Origin of the sequence: Blautia massiliensis (ex Durand et al. 2017), from assembly GCF_051861785.1 — a bacterium.
GTDB lineage: Bacteria > Bacillota > Clostridia > Lachnospirales > Lachnospiraceae > Blautia_A > Blautia_A luti_A.
On sequence record NZ_CP146725.1, the window covers coordinates 2191985 to 2207279 of the forward strand.

Annotated in this window: 13 protein-coding genes and 2 pseudogenes; 11 read left to right on the top strand and 4 right to left on the bottom strand. The window is 41.2% G+C overall.

All coding sequences use genetic code 11. The features are described from left to right. The first annotated feature begins 1 nt into the window (after position 1). Both deoC and recD2 read left to right on the top strand, forming a co-directional pair. A complete protein-coding gene (gene deoC, locus V9W66_RS10590) occupies positions 2–670 on the top strand; it encodes a deoxyribose-phosphate aldolase (protein ID WP_144094062.1) in 669 nt (222 codons plus the stop codon). Between the two features lie 415 nt (positions 671–1085). Further along, the gene (recD2, locus tag V9W66_RS10595) at positions 1086–3716 is read left to right on the top strand and encodes an SF1B family DNA helicase RecD2 (RefSeq protein ID WP_144094063.1); all 2631 of its coding nucleotides are present in this window, start codon (positions 1086–1088) and stop codon (positions 3714–3716) included. A gap of 29 nt (positions 3717–3745) precedes the next feature. Here recD2 and V9W66_RS10600 read toward each other — a convergent pair. After that, a pseudogene (locus V9W66_RS10600) lies at positions 3746–3829 on the bottom strand (AsnC family transcriptional regulator); the annotation flags it as partial. 35 nt (positions 3830–3864) lie between these two features. On the opposite strand from V9W66_RS10600, the gene V9W66_RS10605 reads away from it, so the two are divergent. Then, positions 3865–5199 carry an MATE family efflux transporter gene (locus tag V9W66_RS10605; protein ID WP_144094064.1) on the top strand — a complete coding sequence of 445 codons (1335 nt, stop codon included), beginning with the start codon at positions 3865–3867 and terminating at the stop codon, positions 5197–5199. 39 nt (positions 5200–5238) lie between these two features. Beyond that, entirely contained in the window at positions 5239–6195 is a 957-nt protein-coding gene (locus tag V9W66_RS10610; protein WP_144094065.1) for a 2-hydroxyacid dehydrogenase, read from the top strand. Positions 6196–6265: 70 nt separating this feature from the next. Here V9W66_RS10610 and V9W66_RS10615 read toward each other — a convergent pair whose 3' ends face one another. Together V9W66_RS10615 and V9W66_RS10620 are read right to left on the bottom strand one after the other, a co-directional pair. Next, positions 6266–7462 carry an MFS transporter gene (locus V9W66_RS10615; RefSeq protein WP_144100411.1) on the bottom strand — a complete coding sequence of 399 codons (1197 nt, stop codon included), beginning with the start codon at positions 7460–7462 and terminating at the stop codon, positions 6266–6268. Positions 7463–7465: 3 nt separating this feature from the next. Next, positions 7466–7618, bottom strand: a complete 153-nt coding sequence (locus V9W66_RS10620; RefSeq protein ID WP_015526448.1) for a hypothetical protein — start codon at positions 7616–7618, stop codon at positions 7466–7468. Positions 7619–7769: 151 nt separating this feature from the next. Here V9W66_RS10620 and V9W66_RS10625 point away from each other — a divergent pair, with 151 nt between their 5' ends. Next, positions 7770–8657 (top strand): AraC family transcriptional regulator, encoded by an 888-nt coding sequence (locus V9W66_RS10625; protein WP_227573957.1) that lies wholly within the window; start codon positions 7770–7772, stop codon positions 8655–8657. 69 nt (positions 8658–8726) lie between these two features. On the opposite strand, the gene hcp is transcribed toward V9W66_RS10625, so the two are convergent. Continuing rightward, positions 8727–10301 carry a hydroxylamine reductase gene (hcp, locus tag V9W66_RS10630; RefSeq protein WP_144100413.1) on the bottom strand — a complete coding sequence of 525 codons (1575 nt, stop codon included), beginning with the start codon at positions 10299–10301 and terminating at the stop codon, positions 8727–8729. A 149-nt stretch (positions 10302–10450) separates the two neighbouring features. On the opposite strand from hcp, the gene V9W66_RS10635 reads away from it, so the two are divergent. The 6 genes and pseudogenes from V9W66_RS10635 to V9W66_RS10660 form a co-directional block, all read left to right on the top strand. Next, positions 10451–11143 carry a Crp/Fnr family transcriptional regulator gene (locus V9W66_RS10635; RefSeq protein ID WP_144092701.1) on the top strand — a complete coding sequence of 231 codons (693 nt, stop codon included), beginning with the start codon at positions 10451–10453 and terminating at the stop codon, positions 11141–11143. A 109-nt stretch (positions 11144–11252) separates the two neighbouring features. After that, positions 11253–11942: a Crp/Fnr family transcriptional regulator gene (locus V9W66_RS10640; protein WP_144092699.1), complete on the top strand. Its 690-nt coding sequence runs from the start codon at positions 11253–11255 to the stop codon at positions 11940–11942. 20 nt (positions 11943–11962) lie between these two features. Then, entirely contained in the window at positions 11963–12961 is a 999-nt protein-coding gene (gene asrA, locus V9W66_RS10645; protein ID WP_144092697.1) for an anaerobic sulfite reductase subunit AsrA, read from the top strand. A 1-nt stretch (position 12962) separates the two neighbouring features. After that, positions 12963–13751: an anaerobic sulfite reductase subunit AsrB gene (gene asrB / locus V9W66_RS10650; protein ID WP_144092696.1), complete on the top strand. Its 789-nt coding sequence runs from the start codon at positions 12963–12965 to the stop codon at positions 13749–13751. Between the two features lie 14 nt (positions 13752–13765). Beyond that, positions 13766–14731, top strand: coding sequence for a sulfite reductase subunit C (gene asrC, locus V9W66_RS10655; RefSeq protein WP_118064000.1), 966 nt, complete (start codon positions 13766–13768; stop codon positions 14729–14731). A gap of 153 nt (positions 14732–14884) precedes the next feature. Continuing rightward, positions 14885–15235, top strand: a pseudogene (locus tag V9W66_RS10660) (GNAT family N-acetyltransferase); the annotation flags it as partial. Positions 15236–15295 lie beyond the last annotated feature (60 nt).

Here is a 15295-nt window from a genome sequence, read left to right on the forward strand (position 1 = left end):
AATGGATAAAAAAGATATATTAAAAAAGGTGGATCACACATTACTTGGACAGACTGCAACATGGGATGATATTCGAGGAATCCTGGATGATGCCATGAAATATGAGGCTGCATCTGCATGTATTCCGGCTGCTTACGTAAAACAGGCAGCGGAATATGTAGCGGGAAAACTTCCGATTTGTACAGTGATCGGTTTCCCGAACGGATATAATACAACTGCTGTAAAGGTATTTGAAACAAAAGACGCCATTGCAAATGGTGCTTCAGAAATCGATATGGTTATTAACATCGGATTTTTAAAGGATGGAAGATATGAGGAAGTAGAGAATGAGATTCGTGCGATCCATGAAGCTTGTGATGGAAGAATCCTCAAAGTTATCATTGAGACATGTCTTCTCACCGAAGAAGAGAAAATTAAAATGTGTGCGATCGTTACAAATGCAGGAGCAGAATTTATCAAAACTTCTACCGGATTTTCTACAGCGGGAGCAACTTTTGCAGATGTAGAGCTGATGAAGAAATATATTGGAAAAGATGTAAAAGTAAAGGCAGCAGGTGGAATTTCATCTTTCGATGATGCAGAAAAATTTATCAGTCTTGGCGCAGAGCGTCTTGGAACAAGCCGTCTTATTAAGATCCTGAAAAATACGGACACTGGCGCAGGATATTAACGCTGTGAAAGAGGACTGTCAAAGACAGGATTATACATAAATTATGAACTAACAACAAGTAATAGAATTTGTAAAAGTATCATTTCACATTTTTCTACCAGCTGTGGATAAAGGATGGACGGAATCTAAAAAATACGATAAAATCTGTATTAGAAATGCTGTTGTCGTGAAATTTACAAACGCTCGAAAAAGGAAAAATAAACATGGCAAAGAAAGATTTGCTATCCGGTACCGGCGTTAATTTATACAGGTGATATTATGAAAATTACTTACATTAATCACAGTGGATTTTTGGTTGAGACCAGAGACTTACTTCAGCATATCGCGCGGAGATCAGGAAAATAAAGGGTATGCATTTTGACGTTGTATTTATTCCGTGGTCATTTGTGATGAATTATGAGAGAAGGAGACGGGCATGGAGCACTTACGTTGTGTGGTTGAAAGAATTACATATCAGAATGCCGACAATGGCTACACGGTTCTGAAATGTGCGGTGAAGAATTACAGTGATCTTGTCACAGTAGTTGGCACGATGCCGGATACCCATGTTGGTTCTGTGCTGTCTCTGGAAGGTATGTGGAAGATGGATGCCAAATATGGGCGGCAGTTTTTGGTGGAGAAATTTGAGGAGACACTTCCTGCTACAGTATATGGAATCGAAAAATATCTTGGTTCCGGTCTGGTGAAGGGCGTTGGTCCAAAGTTTGCAAAAAGAATTGTGGAAAAATTCGGGAAGGATACACTGGATGTTATTGAAGAGACACCAGATGAACTGCTCAAAGTATCAGGTATAGGAAAAGTACGTGTAGACCGGATCAAAACAAGCTGGCAGGAGCAGAAAGAGATCAAGAATATCATGCTTTTTCTGCAGAGTCATGAGGTCAGCACCTCTCATGCGACAAAGATTTTCAAGACATATGGAAGTGAGAGCATTGCGATCGTAAAGGAGAACCCATACCGGCTTGCAGATGACATCTGGGGAATTGGATTTAAGACAGCGGATTCCATTGCACAGAAGATGGGGATTGACAAAGGCAAATTTGTCCGTCTGCGCAGTGGTATTTTTTATACATTGAATAAGCTGGCAGAAGCAGGTCATTGTTATACAACAAGAGAACAGCTGACTGGAAGGGCAAAGGAACTTCTGGAAGTGGAAGAACCGGAGCTGGAGATCACCTTGGATGAGATGATCCGCACGAATGATGTGATCAGAGATGAAGCAGAAGATCGGGAAGCAATCTATCTGCCCCCATATTATTTTTCAGAAAGTGGCTGTGCAAAACGGCTGCTTCGGTTGATGTCCTGTGGAAAGAAGAAATCTGAGGATACGGAAGAAATATTGAAGAAAGTAGCAGCTTCATCAGAAATTACTTATGACGAGATTCAGTGGCAGGCGGTAAAGACAGCAGTTTCCTCTAAGGTCATGGTGCTGACCGGTGGACCTGGAACCGGAAAGACTACAACAACTCTGGGAATTATTTCTGCATATAAGCAGGCTGGATGTCAGATCATTCTTGCTGCACCGACTGGAAGAGCAGCAAAGAGAATGTCAGAAGCAACTGGAATGGAAGCAAAAACGATTCACCGGTTATTGGAATATAAACCTCCGGAAGGCTATCAGAAAAATGAAGAACATCCGCTGGAAGGAGATGTGCTGATACTGGATGAATGTTCCATGATCGATATTATGCTGATGTATAATCTTTTAAAAGCATTGCCGCAGCAGATGTCTCTGATTCTGGTAGGCGACATTGATCAGCTGCCAAGTGTCGGAGCGGGCAATGTTCTCAGAGATATTATTGATTCCGGATGTGTTCCTGTAGTTCGTCTGACACGGATTTTCCGTCAGGCACAGGGAAGTCGGATCATCATGAATGCACACCGGATCAATAGAGGGGAAGGCATTGATATGAGAGGTGGGAAAGATGCCGACTTTTTCTTTGCCACCAAAGAGAGTAATCAGGAAGTGGTGGATACTATCGTCCAATATTGTAAGACGAACCTGCCGAGATACTATCATGTAGATCCACTGCAGGATATTCAGGTGCTGACTCCGATGCAGAGAGGCGAATGTGGGGCAGTAAATCTGAACCAGGTGCTGCAGGAAGCCATGAATCCGTCAAAGATCTTTCTGCGGAGAGGCGGCACACAGTACCGGCTGAAGGATAAGGTGATGCAGATCCGGAATGATCACGATAAGGAAGTATTTAACGGAGATATTGGTACTATCACAAAAGTTGACGTGGAAGAACGGGAACTGACAGTTCTGTTTGATGAACGGGAAGTAGTCTATGATGTGACAGAGCTGGACGAACTGGCGCTTGCCTATGCAGTAACGATCCACAAATCCCAGGGAAGCGAATATCCAATCGTTGTCATGCCATTTACCATGAGTCATTTTGTCATGCTGCAGAGAAATCTCCTTTATACGGGTGTGACCAGGGCGAAAAAGATCCTGGTACTTGTCGGAGAGAAGAAAGCTGTGTATTATGCGATAAAAAATGAAACGACAACTGGCAGAAATACATGTCTGGCAAGACGTCTGCAGCCGGACAGCAAAGAAGCACAGGAAGTGAAGGCACAGCTTTTGAAAGAAGCAGTAGACGAGACCGCAAATGAGAACGGAAGTGACAGTAAGAAGATGATCGTCTATAAGGGCAGCATCCAGCCTTCTATGGTATGTGAGACACCGGCAGTTTATGAGGGAAATCTCTGGAAACGCCTGTCGCAGTCAAAGTTCAGAAGCAGTTTTTCCCTGAAGGCAAACGATCGGAGTTATGTATCAGAAAAGGGAATGGAGAAAGTACGTGAGCATGCCTGTGATTTTATCAGAAAGCGTCTTGCACCGGCAGAAATACCAAATGATGGAAAACAGACACCGATGAGAGGGCATCCGGTTTTTGTAGCCCAGCATGCCACAGCTACCTGTTGCAGGGGATGTCTGGAAAAATGGCATCATATTCCGAAAGGACGGGAATTGACAGAAGCGGAGCAGGAATATATTGTAAATGTGATCATGGAATGGATCGGTCGGGAAATTCATTGAGAGAATGTCTCAGCTTTGGGGCCTGATTTCTATAGCCGCAACCCTTTAATATCTTTAATATGTGATAAGATCGTATTGCAGCTGCAGCTGATAACGCCGGGCAGTGTAGCAATAAATGAAATTATGAAACCTGTGGAGGAATATGATAATGTCAAAAGATGAATATTTGATCACAGATGCGCCTCTTAAAGCGCTGACGGTTTTTGCAATGCCAATGATTTTGGGCAGCTTTTTTCAGCAAATATACAATATGGCTGACTCTATCATCGTCGGCCAATTTGTTGGTTCCTCCGCACTTGCAGCTGTCGGGGCCTGTGCAGCGCTGACCAATGTTTTTATTTGTGTGGCACTGGGGGCAGGTGTCGGTGCCGGTGTGCTGGTGAGCCGCTATTTCGGTGCCAGGGAGTATGGAAAAATGAAGACCATCGTGTCAACATCCTTGTTTAGCTTTTTAATTCTAAGTATAGTCCTTGGGGTTTTTGGATTTTGCTTTTCCCACTGGATGATGAGTGTGTTACAAACCCCTGGCGATATACTGGATGATGCAGTGTTATATCTGAGGGTCTATTTCGTGGGATTTCCGTTTCTGTTTATGTATAACATTCTTTCCAATATGTTTACTTCCATAGGCGAATCAAAAATCCCGCTGGGGCTCCTGATATTTTCGTCAATCTTAAATATTTTTATGGATCTCTGGATGGTGGCCGGACTTGGTCTCGGTGTGTTTGGTGCAGCCCTTGCGACTCTTATAGCACAGGGAATTTCTGCGGTGTTTTCACTTTTGCTTTTCCTTAGCCGGATGCGTCGATATAAAAGTCGTTTTGACTGGTTTGACAGGCAGGAGTTACATTCCATGCTTCAAATTGCGGTACCTTCGGTTCTTCAGCAGTCTACAGTGTCCATTGGTATGATGATCGTACAGGCTGTTGTAAATCCCTTCGGTACACAGGCACTTGCGGGGTATGCGGCGACGATGCGGGTAGAGAATGTTTTTTCATTGATTTTTGTATCCATTGGCAATGCGGTTTCCCCATATGTTTCCCAGAATCTTGGCGCAAAGAAAATTGAACGGATCAAAAAAGGATATCACGCTGCACTGGTGTTAGATGTATGTTTTGCAGTTCTTGCTTTTATAGTCATTGAAACACTGCACACGCAGATTTCCTCGCTATTCCTTGGTAAAGATGGAACTGCCCTGGCCTATCAGGTATCCGAGGGTTATATGAGATGGCTTGGTTACTTCTTCATCTTTATGGGAATCAAAATGGCAACCGATGGGGTTCTTCGTGGTCTTGGGATCATGCGCCCGTTCCTCATTGCAAATATGGTGAACCTGGCGATCCGCCTGTCTGTTGCTTTGATCTGTGCACCGCGTTTTGGCATTGTATTTGTCTGGCTTGCTGTACCAGCCGGTTGGTTTGCAAACTTTTTAATATCCTATGTGGCTCTTCGGAGATCATGGCCGACTGATAAAGAGGTATAATCCCGATAGCCTAAAGTAATTTAAGGAGGAATTTATAGTATGAACGATAAATGTGTGGTATTGAATGCAAAGAAAATGAATTTTGATGGGAAGCTGGATTTTTCCGTTTTATCTTCTGATGTTACAGTATATGATGATACAACAGAACAGCAGCTGTCAGAGCGTATTCAGGGTGCAGATATCATTGTAACAAAGGAGATGTCTGTGAGTGCAGAAATGATACAGAAATTCCCGGAATCTGTTAAACTGATCTGCGAGGCAGGTACAGGATATAATAATATTGATCTTGAAGCAGCACGGAAGAAGGGGATTACAGTCTGCAATATCCCGGCATACAGCACAGAACGTGTGGCACATACTGCGATTATGATGATATTAAATCTGAGTTCTGCAATGCAGGTACAGATGAAGATGCTGGCATGCGGAAATCATGACAATTTTACCAGAAATCTTCAGGTTCCGCATGTTGAGGTAAATGGTAAAACACTTGGTGTTATAGGTGCAGGACATATTGGCAGGAAAGTTATCCAGATCGCACAGGCGTTGGATATGAACATACTTGTATATACCAGGACACCGAGAGAGGATGAGAAAGGTATCCGCTATGTATCGCTTGAGGAATTACTCAGGAATAGTGATTATGTTTCCATGCACTGTCCATTGACGGAAAGTACAAAACATATGATCAACAAAGAGGCTTTATCACTTATGAAGCCCTCAGCGTTTATCATTAATACCTCAAGAGGTGCACTTATTGATGAGGCTGCTCTTATAGAAGCATTGGAAAATGGTACGATTGCAGGAGCCGGACTTGATGTTCAGGAAACCGAACCACCTGAAGAAACCAACCCTCTTTATACTATGGATCATGTCCTTTTGACGCCGCATATGGGATGGAAAGGACTTGAAACAAGACAGCGGCTGGTTTCTATTCTGGCGGATAATATAAAGAAGTTTATGGAAGAGGATCCGATCAATGTTGTATCAGGTCTATAGTATCTGGCAACAAAGTGATGATACAGCTTCCGGGTTTGCAGAGTGAAAAAATATAATTACAATCAATAAGTCAGTGCTTTGATATCTTCTTCCGATACAGCAGGAATAACATAAACAATAGAATTACTGGAAAAATAAGTCCGAATCCCATGCCGATCTTAATATTATTTCCAGCATTCTGAGTGATACGACCAACAATTCCAGGTCCAATGCTGCCACCTAAATCTCCTGCCATGGCAAGAAGAGAGAACATAGCCGTTCCACCTGTTGGAAAAGTTTTTGAGGAAATACTGATGGTTCCAGGCCACATGATTCCAACTGAAAATCCACATGCAATACAACCGATCAGTCCGATGATCGGGTTGGATGACAAAGCAGTAAGCAGATAACAGACAACGCATAATATGCCTGAACCACTCATAAACTTTATTAAATCTAACTGTTCTCCATATTTACCAAAAATTATACGGCTGATTCCCATTGTTACTGCAAACATACATGGACCTGTTAGATCTCCCAGAGCTTTTGATAATCCCAGTGCTGATTCTGCATAAGCAGATGCCCATTGAGCCATTGCAAGTTCAGAAGCTCCGGAACAGATCATCAGACATATTGCAACCCAGAAAAATGGCTTGGAAAACAGATCCTTAATTTCCATTCCAGAACCATTGTCAACCAGAGATTCGATGGGACAGGTCATGAAGTTATAAGTATTAATTGCAGGAATGATTGCCCATATTACGGCGAGCCACTTCCAACTGTCTATTCCAAATATCAGGAAAAATAAGCTGGAAATCAAAATTGTCCCAACAGCTCCCCAACAGTAAAATGAATGGAGCAGACTCATAGTTGCTTCTTTGTTTTCAAACGGACAGGCCTCGATAATAGGACTGCAAAGTACTTCTATTAAACCGCTTCCGATGGCATAAACAATAACACTACATATAATTCCAATAAAAGGATCAGGTAAAAAATCAGGTAAAAATGCCAGTCCAAGCAGACCCAATGCAGCAAATATTTCTGATGCAACAATGCACACACGATATCCGATATGATCTACGAATTTGGCACAGAACAGATCAACCAGAAGCTGTGTGAAAAAGAAGAAAGTGGATATCAGAGCAATGTTACCGAGAGAAATATGGTAGTCACTGTGAAATTTCAAAAAAAGAAGCGGTGTGAAGTTTGCCGCAATAGCCTGTGTGATAAATCCCATATAACAGGCTATTTTTGTCTTATGGTAGTTAGTTTTTTTTACAGCATTCATTTTTTATTTTCCTCTTCTAATGTTTTTAACAGTTTTATGTTCAATCTTCACATTCATCAATACTTCCACAAAAAAGTCTGTTCTGGGTGGTGCGGTTATTTCAATTTTGTCGCCCTCAATGTTGATCTCACTTTCATTCATCCATTTAAAAATCATAAGAATACCTCTTTCCTTTTTTTACTTGATTATATAGCAAATATCAGATATATACATTGAATTAAATTATAGAAATACTGTATAATATCGTAAAAAAGAAAGAACGTGATATGGGATGGATTATAATAAAATACTTACAGACGAGGAGTTCATGGAAATTAAACAGCATGGAAGCAGTGATTATCCATTCCAGTATTATTATGATAATCTGGAATTGTTTGATTTTCATTGTATTGAGTGGCACTGGCACAGAGAATTTGAGTTTTTATATGTCGAGTCCGGACAAGTTACATGCGGAATAGGAGAAAAACAGATTATATTGTCAGAAGGAGAAGCAATTTTTATTAATTCTAAAATATTGCACCGCTTTTACGCATCATCAGGTGGTATCATTCCTAACTTTGTATGTATGCCGGAATTTATTGCGCCGGAGAACAGCCTGATCTATAAGAAATATATCTTGCCAATCATTTCATCGAATATATATTTCCAGCGTTTTCAGCCTGATGAACTATGGCAAACAAAGATTATACAAACTATGATAAAAATAATGGAAATACAGAGGAATGAGAAAATAAAAGAACTTGCTACTTTGGCATTGCTGCAGGATTTATGGCTGACTTTTTATGAAAATGTAAAGTTATCTGATAAAGGAGATGTACAGACAGTGGATGAAGTTGCACAGAAAAGAGTGCAGTTGATCATGCAATATATACATGAAAACTATAATCGCAATTTGTCTCTGGATGAAATTGCTTCGCATATAGGAATCAGCAAAAGTACTGCACTTAATTTGTTCCACCGTTTTTTACATACTACACCGGTTAATTATCTGATAGGATATCGACTTCAGGCAGCTTCCTGGTTATTGAAAAATACGAATAAAAAAGTAAAAACGATCGCTTATGAAAGCGGATTTCATAACGTTGATTATTTTTGCAGATTGTTTAAAAAACGTTATCATTTAACTCCATCAGAATATCGCTGCACATGTTTAAAAGTGTTGTCGGCTGATCCGAGTCTTCAGACCTGTAAATAAAGCCGATGCAGGACTTTTGGAATCCTGTATCGGCTTTGTTGATTTTGTAAAGGCTTTGAAAAATTTATTTTACTGGTTCATCAGTGCTTTGATATCTTCTTCCGGTGTGGTGATAGGTGCAATACCATAATTTTCAACCAGGAAGTTCAGAATATTAGGAGAAAGGAACGCCGGAAGAGAAGGACCAAGACGGATATTTTTGATACCCAGATGCAGGAGGGTTAACAGGATACAGACTGCTTTCTGTTCATACCAGGAGAGTACGAAGGAAAGCGGAAGCTCATTTACAGAACATCCAAATGCATCTGCAAGTGCCACAGCAACCTGGATCGCACCATAAGCATCATTACACTGACCCATATCCATCAGTCGTGGCAGACCACCGATCTCTCCCAGATCGAGATCATTGAAACGGAATTTTCCACATGCCAGGGTGAGAACGATACTGTCAGAAGGTGTCTGCTTTACAAATTCCGTATAATAGTTTCGACCTGGCTTGGCACCATCACAGCCGGCAACCAGGAAGAAATGGCGGATCGCGCCTGATTTTACAGCCTCTACCACAGTACCTGCATGGGACAGGATAGCTGCATGACCAAAACCAGTTGTCACTTTTTTACCACCGTTGATACCGGAGAACATCTGATCTTCTTTGTAACCACCCAGCTCCAGTGCTTTTTCAATAAGCGGTGTGAAATCTTTCTTCTCGTCAATATGGACAGCTCCCGGGAAGGCAACCACTTCTGTTGTAAACACTCTGTCAGCGTAGCTGCTTTTTGGAGGCATCAGACAGTTGGTAGTGTAGAGGATCGGGGCCGGAAGATGGTCAAACTCTTTCTGCTGATTCTGCCATGCAGTTCCGAAATTGCCTTTCAGGTGAGAGTATTTCTTTAAGAATGGATAGGCATGTGCAGGGAGCATTTCACCATGTGTATAGATATTGATTCCTTTTCCCTCAGTCTGTTCAAGTAAAAGCTGCAGATCTTTCAGATCATGTCCGGTCACGACAATAAAAGGCCCTTTTTCTACCGTAAGTGTAACATCAGTTGGCTCTGGTGTTCCATAGGTTTCTGTATTTGCCTTATCAAGAAGTGCCATGCACTTCAGATTGATCTCTCCTGTTTTGAGTACTGTGGAAAGCAGTGCTTCTGTGCTTTCTTCATAACCGATCTTAGATAATGCCTCGCAGAAGAACTGATTCACTTCGGCATCTTCATAATTCAGAACATTTGCATGATAGGCATAGGCAGCCATTCCGCGGATACCAAAGAGAATAAGAGACTTCAAGGAGCGGATATCTTCATTGGCATTCCACAGCTGCTGAAGATCATATTCCTCTGTTCTGCAGTCAGGAACCAGTCTTTCTTTTTCAGCTCTGACTTTTTGTATCATATTTTCGATTGCTGCATTGTCAAAACTTACATTTGTAACTGTAGTAAACAGTCCTTCGATTATGATCTGTCCGGTCCTTTTTGAAATAGTTTCCGTGCTGTCGGCAGCTTTAGCCAGACTGATCAATGCACCTGTTAACTCATCCTGTAATTTCGCTGTATCTGCTTTTTTTCCGCAGACACCGGCATTTCCTGTACAGCCGGTACATCCGGCTGTCTGTTCACACTGGAAACAAAACATTTTTTTATCCATTATTGTATTCTCCTTTTATTCTGTGATTTTTCCGAAGGATCTTTCTTATTATTTTATCCTCGGTCAGTAGTATTTATCCTTGGTTTCTGTTAGGAGTATAGTATAATAATTACAACGTGTATGTTTGATTTCCAACAGGAGGATTAATTTTGAAAAAATATTTACCCATTCTAAGAACGAGCCCTTTCTTTAAAGGTCTTACTGATAATGAGATATTATCCATACTGCATTGTGTAAATGCAGCAACGATCTCCAGAAAACGGGATTCTTATATTTTCAGAGCCGGAGAATCTACCGAAGTAATGGGACTTGTGGTGTTAGGCTGTGTTCTTGTTATTCAGGAAGACCTGTGGGGACATCGGAATATTCTGTCAAAATGTCATGCAGGAGATTTTTTTGGTGAACCATATGCAGCAAGTCCGGGAGCTGTTCTGAATGTCAGTGTGGTAGCAGACGAAGATTGTGAGATTATTTTATTAAATGTTCAAAGGCTTCTGGTTTCCTGCCCAACAGTATGTGACCATCATCAGAAGCTGATCCGTAACCTGGTCGGTGTCCTGGCAAATAAGATCCTGATCCTCAACGATAAGATCACACATGTTGGCAAGCGAACGACAAGGGATAAGCTGCTGTCCTATCTGTCGTCGGTATCTATCAGACAGGCATCGTTATCCTTTGATATTCCTTTTGACCGGCAGCAGCTGGCAGATTATCTTTGCATTGACCGTGCGGCAATGTCTTCGGAGATATCAAAGCTGCAAAAAGAAGGGCTTATAAAAACAAACAGAAACCATTTTGAGCTGACTGTCTGTAATGATACGGATTCAGGAATAAAAATGTGATATACATCACGGAAAACGATAAACTTTTTCATTATAATACAAAAGGAAAGCGAGACAAGAGTAGTTTGTTATCAGAAACTGCAAAAGCTATACCAGTGAGGTTGATACAATGGGACAGATAACACTCAGGGAACTGGAGAAGATGGATTTTTTTAAAGAAATCCCAAAGGATATTCTGCAGAATCTGCTTAATGAAAGTGAAGTTGTTTCTTATAAGAAAAAAGAAGTGATTTTTCATTCACGCAGCAGAACCAAAACAGTATATTTTGTGTATTCCGGCGAAGTGATGCTTTATAATCTGACCAAGCATGGAAATCGAAAGGTGATTTTTATCCTGGGAAAAGGGCGGCTTTTAAATCAGAGCATTGTAAGCAAAAAGCCGAATGCACTTTTTTGTGAGGCTGCCTGTCCGGTGCAGGTGATAGAAATTGCAGAAAAACAGTTTCTTCAGCTTATGGAACAGAGCCATGCTTTGACAAGAGCTGTTTTGAGAGAGTATGAGAGAAATCTCTGGCGAATGGGGCACCAGCTAAAGAATACGACCGGAAATATGCAGATGGAGCGAAAAATAGCTGCAAAATTATGGAAGCTCGGTCGTGATTTTGGCGTAGATACGGAAGACGGGGTGATGATAGATATTGATCTTACCATTACCCTGATGGCAGATCTGGTTGGTGCACCAAGGGAAAATGTATCTCGTGCCTGTAAGGTTCTTACGGACAGAGGTCTGATCCGTTATGGTAATAAGCGCTTTATTCTGATAGATTTTGATGGTCTTGCAGAATTTTATAAAATGTGATTATGAGAAAGGGGTATCTGATGGGAAAACGAGTCAGCAGTGATGAGATGCAGAATGTTTTTGAAATTTTGCAGAAATCCTATGATGTGTATGGACCGAAAATTTACCAGGGGACAGGATGCTTTTCAGATACAGATGTAGTTCGTTATGGTCTGCTGAACAGCTGGGAAGAAATTGTCTGGAATCAGAAGTCGGATTACAGCTTTAAGGAGGTACTGTTTCCGATTTCAGAGACGATTCTTTATTTTACGGAGAATGAGATGAAAACAGCAGACGGGGCGGCAAGACAGAGGTTGATTTTCTTGAAAAGCTGTGATTTTCATGCCCTGAAACGTCTGGACGACATGTATTTGAAAAATGGTGCAGAGGATTATTATTACAGAAGAATGCGGGAAAACACGGTTTTTGCTGTGATGGGGTGTAAGGAATCCGGAAAAAATTGTTTTTGCGTAAGTATGGGAACGAATCGTTGTGAAGAATATGATATGTATATTTTTCAGGATGAAGATGGATGTTACATGGAGCTGAGATGCAGAGAACTGGAAGAATTATTATGGGATTATGGACAGAATGTTCAGGAGAAACCGATTTTTGTGGAAAAAAATGAGGTTCATATAGAGGTTCCGGAAAAACTTTCAAATACAATTCACCAGGATTCCATGTGGCAGGAATATGGCAGTCGATGTATTGGCTGTGGCCGCTGTAATTTTGTCTGTCCTACGTGTACCTGTTTTACTATGCAGGATATTTTTTATAAAGATAATCCAAAGGCCGGAGAGCGTCGCCGTGTATGGGCTTCCTGCCAGGTAGATGGATATTCTGATATTGCCGGAGGACACAGCTTCCGCCAAAGTCAGGGTGAAAGAATGCGCTTTAAGGTATTACATAAAATTTCAGATCATAAGAAAAGATTCGGATATCATATGTGCGTCGGCTGCGGGCGTTGTGAAAATGTCTGTCCGGAGTATATTTCCTATATCGAATGTCTTCAGAAACTGAAAGAAAAGGAGGGAAAGTAAGATGACGAATGAATATATTCCTTTCTTATCTAAGATAAAAGAAATCGTGAAGCATACAGAGACAGAATATACATTCCGTATGACATATGTGGGTGAAGTAAGACCGGGACAGTTTTTTGAAGTTTCTATTCCTAAATATGGTGAGGCACCGATTTCTGTCAGTGGTATAGGAGAAGATTATGTTGATCTGACCATACGCAAGGTTGGCAAGGTGACCGGAGAGATTTTTGAACTGAATGAGGGAAGCTGTTTTTTTATGCGTGGCCCGTATGGAAACGGTTTTGAGAAGGAGAATTATCAGGGAAAAGAACTGATCGTGGTAGCTGGTGGAACAGGAGTATCTCCTGTGAGAGGAGTGATCAGTTACTTCGGTGAGCATCCGGATGAAGTGAAAAAATTACACACGATCCTTGGGTTTAAATCGCCGTCAGATATTTTGTTCCGTGAGGATCTGAAGATCTGGGAACAGCAGATGGAGCTGATCCTGACAGTGGATTCCGCTGATGACGATTCTTATAGGACAGGACTTGTTACAAAATATATTCCGGAACTTGAGCTTGATAATATCCATGAGACTGCAGCTATTGTTGTCGGACCACCGGTCATGATGAAATTTGCAGTAGCAGAGCTTTTAAAGCTGGGAGTGGAGGAAGAACAAATCTGGATATCTCAGGAGAGAAAAATGTGCTGTGGACTTGGTAAATGCGGGCATTGTCGAATGAATGATACCTATATTTGTCTGGATGGTCCGGTATTCTGTTATTCAGAAGGCAAAAAAATGTTTGATTAGGGGAGGAAATCGTAATGGATATCAATACAAAGAAACTAAAGAAAAATGCCTTCCGTGTATCAAAGGTCCGTGGGCTTACGGCTTCCAGAGTTCGTGTTCCGGGAGGGTGCTGTAATGCAGACGTTATGCAGCAGGTGGTGGATATTGCCAGAAAATATGGAAACGGACAGATCCATGTTACCACTCGTCAGGGATTCGAAATTGAAGGAATCCATATGGAAGATATGGATAAAGTTAATGAGATGCTTCAACCGATCATTGATAATCTTCAGATCAATCAAAATGAGGCAGGCACCGGGTATTCAGCATCAGGAACCAGAAATGTCTGTGCATGTATCGGAAACAGAGTCTGTCCTTTTGGAAATTATAATACAGCAGCTTTTGCGAAGAGAATCGAAAAGGCTATATTTCCTAATGATCTTCATTTTAAAATTGCACTTACAGGTTGCGCCAATGACTGTATCAAAGCAAGAATGCACGATTTTGGAATTATCGGTATGACAGAGCCACAATATGACCCTGATCGTTGTGTATCCTGTGGCGCCTGTGTAAAAGGCTGTGATAAGCTTTCGGTGGATGCGTTAAAGATGGATAATTACAGAATCGTGCGCAATGAAGAAAAATGCGTAGGCTGTGGAGTATGTGTGACAAAATGTCCTACCAGAGCATGGACCAGAAGTGAAAAAAAATATTATCGTCTGACACTTATGGGACGAACTGGAAAGAAAAATCCACGTCTGGGAGAAGATTTTTTGATCTGGGCAGATGAAGACACTATCGTCAAGGTTATCCTGAACACCTATAAATTTGTAAAAAAATATATTGATCCAAATGCGCCTGGCGGCAAGGAACATGTGGGATATATTATTGACCGTGTAGGGTTTGCAGAATATAAAAGGTGGGCGTTGGATGGTGTAGTACTTCCGCAGGAAACGATAGTGAAAGATAATATTTACTGGAGCGGAATACATTACAGATAATTATAAATAAGATAATTCCAATATAAGGAATTTTGCAAAAGAAGGTTGACCGGAAAAAAACCTGACCGTTTAAAAGGATGCTATTGTTATAAGCCTTCCTTTATCTGGAATCCACACGATGGTATTATGGTATGTATAAAGAATCTGTGAAACCAGTTATTGAAAAACAGGAGGAAAAAATGCTCATCAGAAAAGCCAATATATGTTGCAGCGGATGAGGCTGATGTTTGTGTGGGGTATGCATTTTGTCAATTAAAGGAGCAGCCTTTTTCAAACAATATGGTACCGTTTAAATCTCTTTTTATAGATGACCTGTGTGTCGATCAGGAGACACGAGGTCAGCATATTGGGGAAAGCCTGTTTGAATATGTAAAAAATAAAGCAAAGCAGCTGGGATGCTATGAAGTGACATTGAATGTGTGGGCAGGAAATACTTCAGCAGAAAAATTTTATGAAAAAATGGGAATGCGGACAAAAGAAAGGCAGATGGAATACATATTATAAGATGTTGAATTGTTCAGGAAAAAAACAGCCGGCTAAGATACAGACTGAGATGTCTGTACC

What these genes read in the sequence shown, in the direction of transcription:
- deoC (WP_144094062.1), top strand. Translation starts at nt 2, where the DNA reads ATGGATAAAAAAGATATATTAAAAAAGGTGGATCACACATTACTTGGA.
- recD2 (WP_144094063.1), top strand. Translation starts at nt 1,086, where the DNA reads ATGGAGCACTTACGTTGTGTGGTTGAAAGAATTACATATCAGAATGCC.
- V9W66_RS10605 (WP_144094064.1), top strand. Translation starts at nt 3,865, where the DNA reads ATGTCAAAAGATGAATATTTGATCACAGATGCGCCTCTTAAAGCGCTG.
- V9W66_RS10610 (WP_144094065.1), top strand. Translation starts at nt 5,239, where the DNA reads ATGAACGATAAATGTGTGGTATTGAATGCAAAGAAAATGAATTTTGAT.
- V9W66_RS10615 (WP_144100411.1), bottom strand. Translation starts at nt 7,462, where the DNA reads ATGAATGCTGTAAAAAAAACTAACTACCATAAGACAAAAATAGCCTGT.
- V9W66_RS10620 (WP_015526448.1), bottom strand. Translation starts at nt 7,618, where the DNA reads ATGATTTTTAAATGGATGAATGAAAGTGAGATCAACATTGAGGGCGAC.
- V9W66_RS10625 (WP_227573957.1), top strand. Translation starts at nt 7,770, where the DNA reads ATGGAAATTAAACAGCATGGAAGCAGTGATTATCCATTCCAGTATTAT.
- hcp (WP_144100413.1), bottom strand. Translation starts at nt 10,301, where the DNA reads ATGGATAAAAAAATGTTTTGTTTCCAGTGTGAACAGACAGCCGGATGT.
- V9W66_RS10640 (WP_144092699.1), top strand. Translation starts at nt 11,253, where the DNA reads ATGGGACAGATAACACTCAGGGAACTGGAGAAGATGGATTTTTTTAAA.
- asrA (WP_144092697.1), top strand. Translation starts at nt 11,963, where the DNA reads ATGGGAAAACGAGTCAGCAGTGATGAGATGCAGAATGTTTTTGAAATT.
- asrB (WP_144092696.1), top strand. Translation starts at nt 12,963, where the DNA reads ATGACGAATGAATATATTCCTTTCTTATCTAAGATAAAAGAAATCGTG.
- asrC (WP_118064000.1), top strand. Translation starts at nt 13,766, where the DNA reads ATGGATATCAATACAAAGAAACTAAAGAAAAATGCCTTCCGTGTATCA.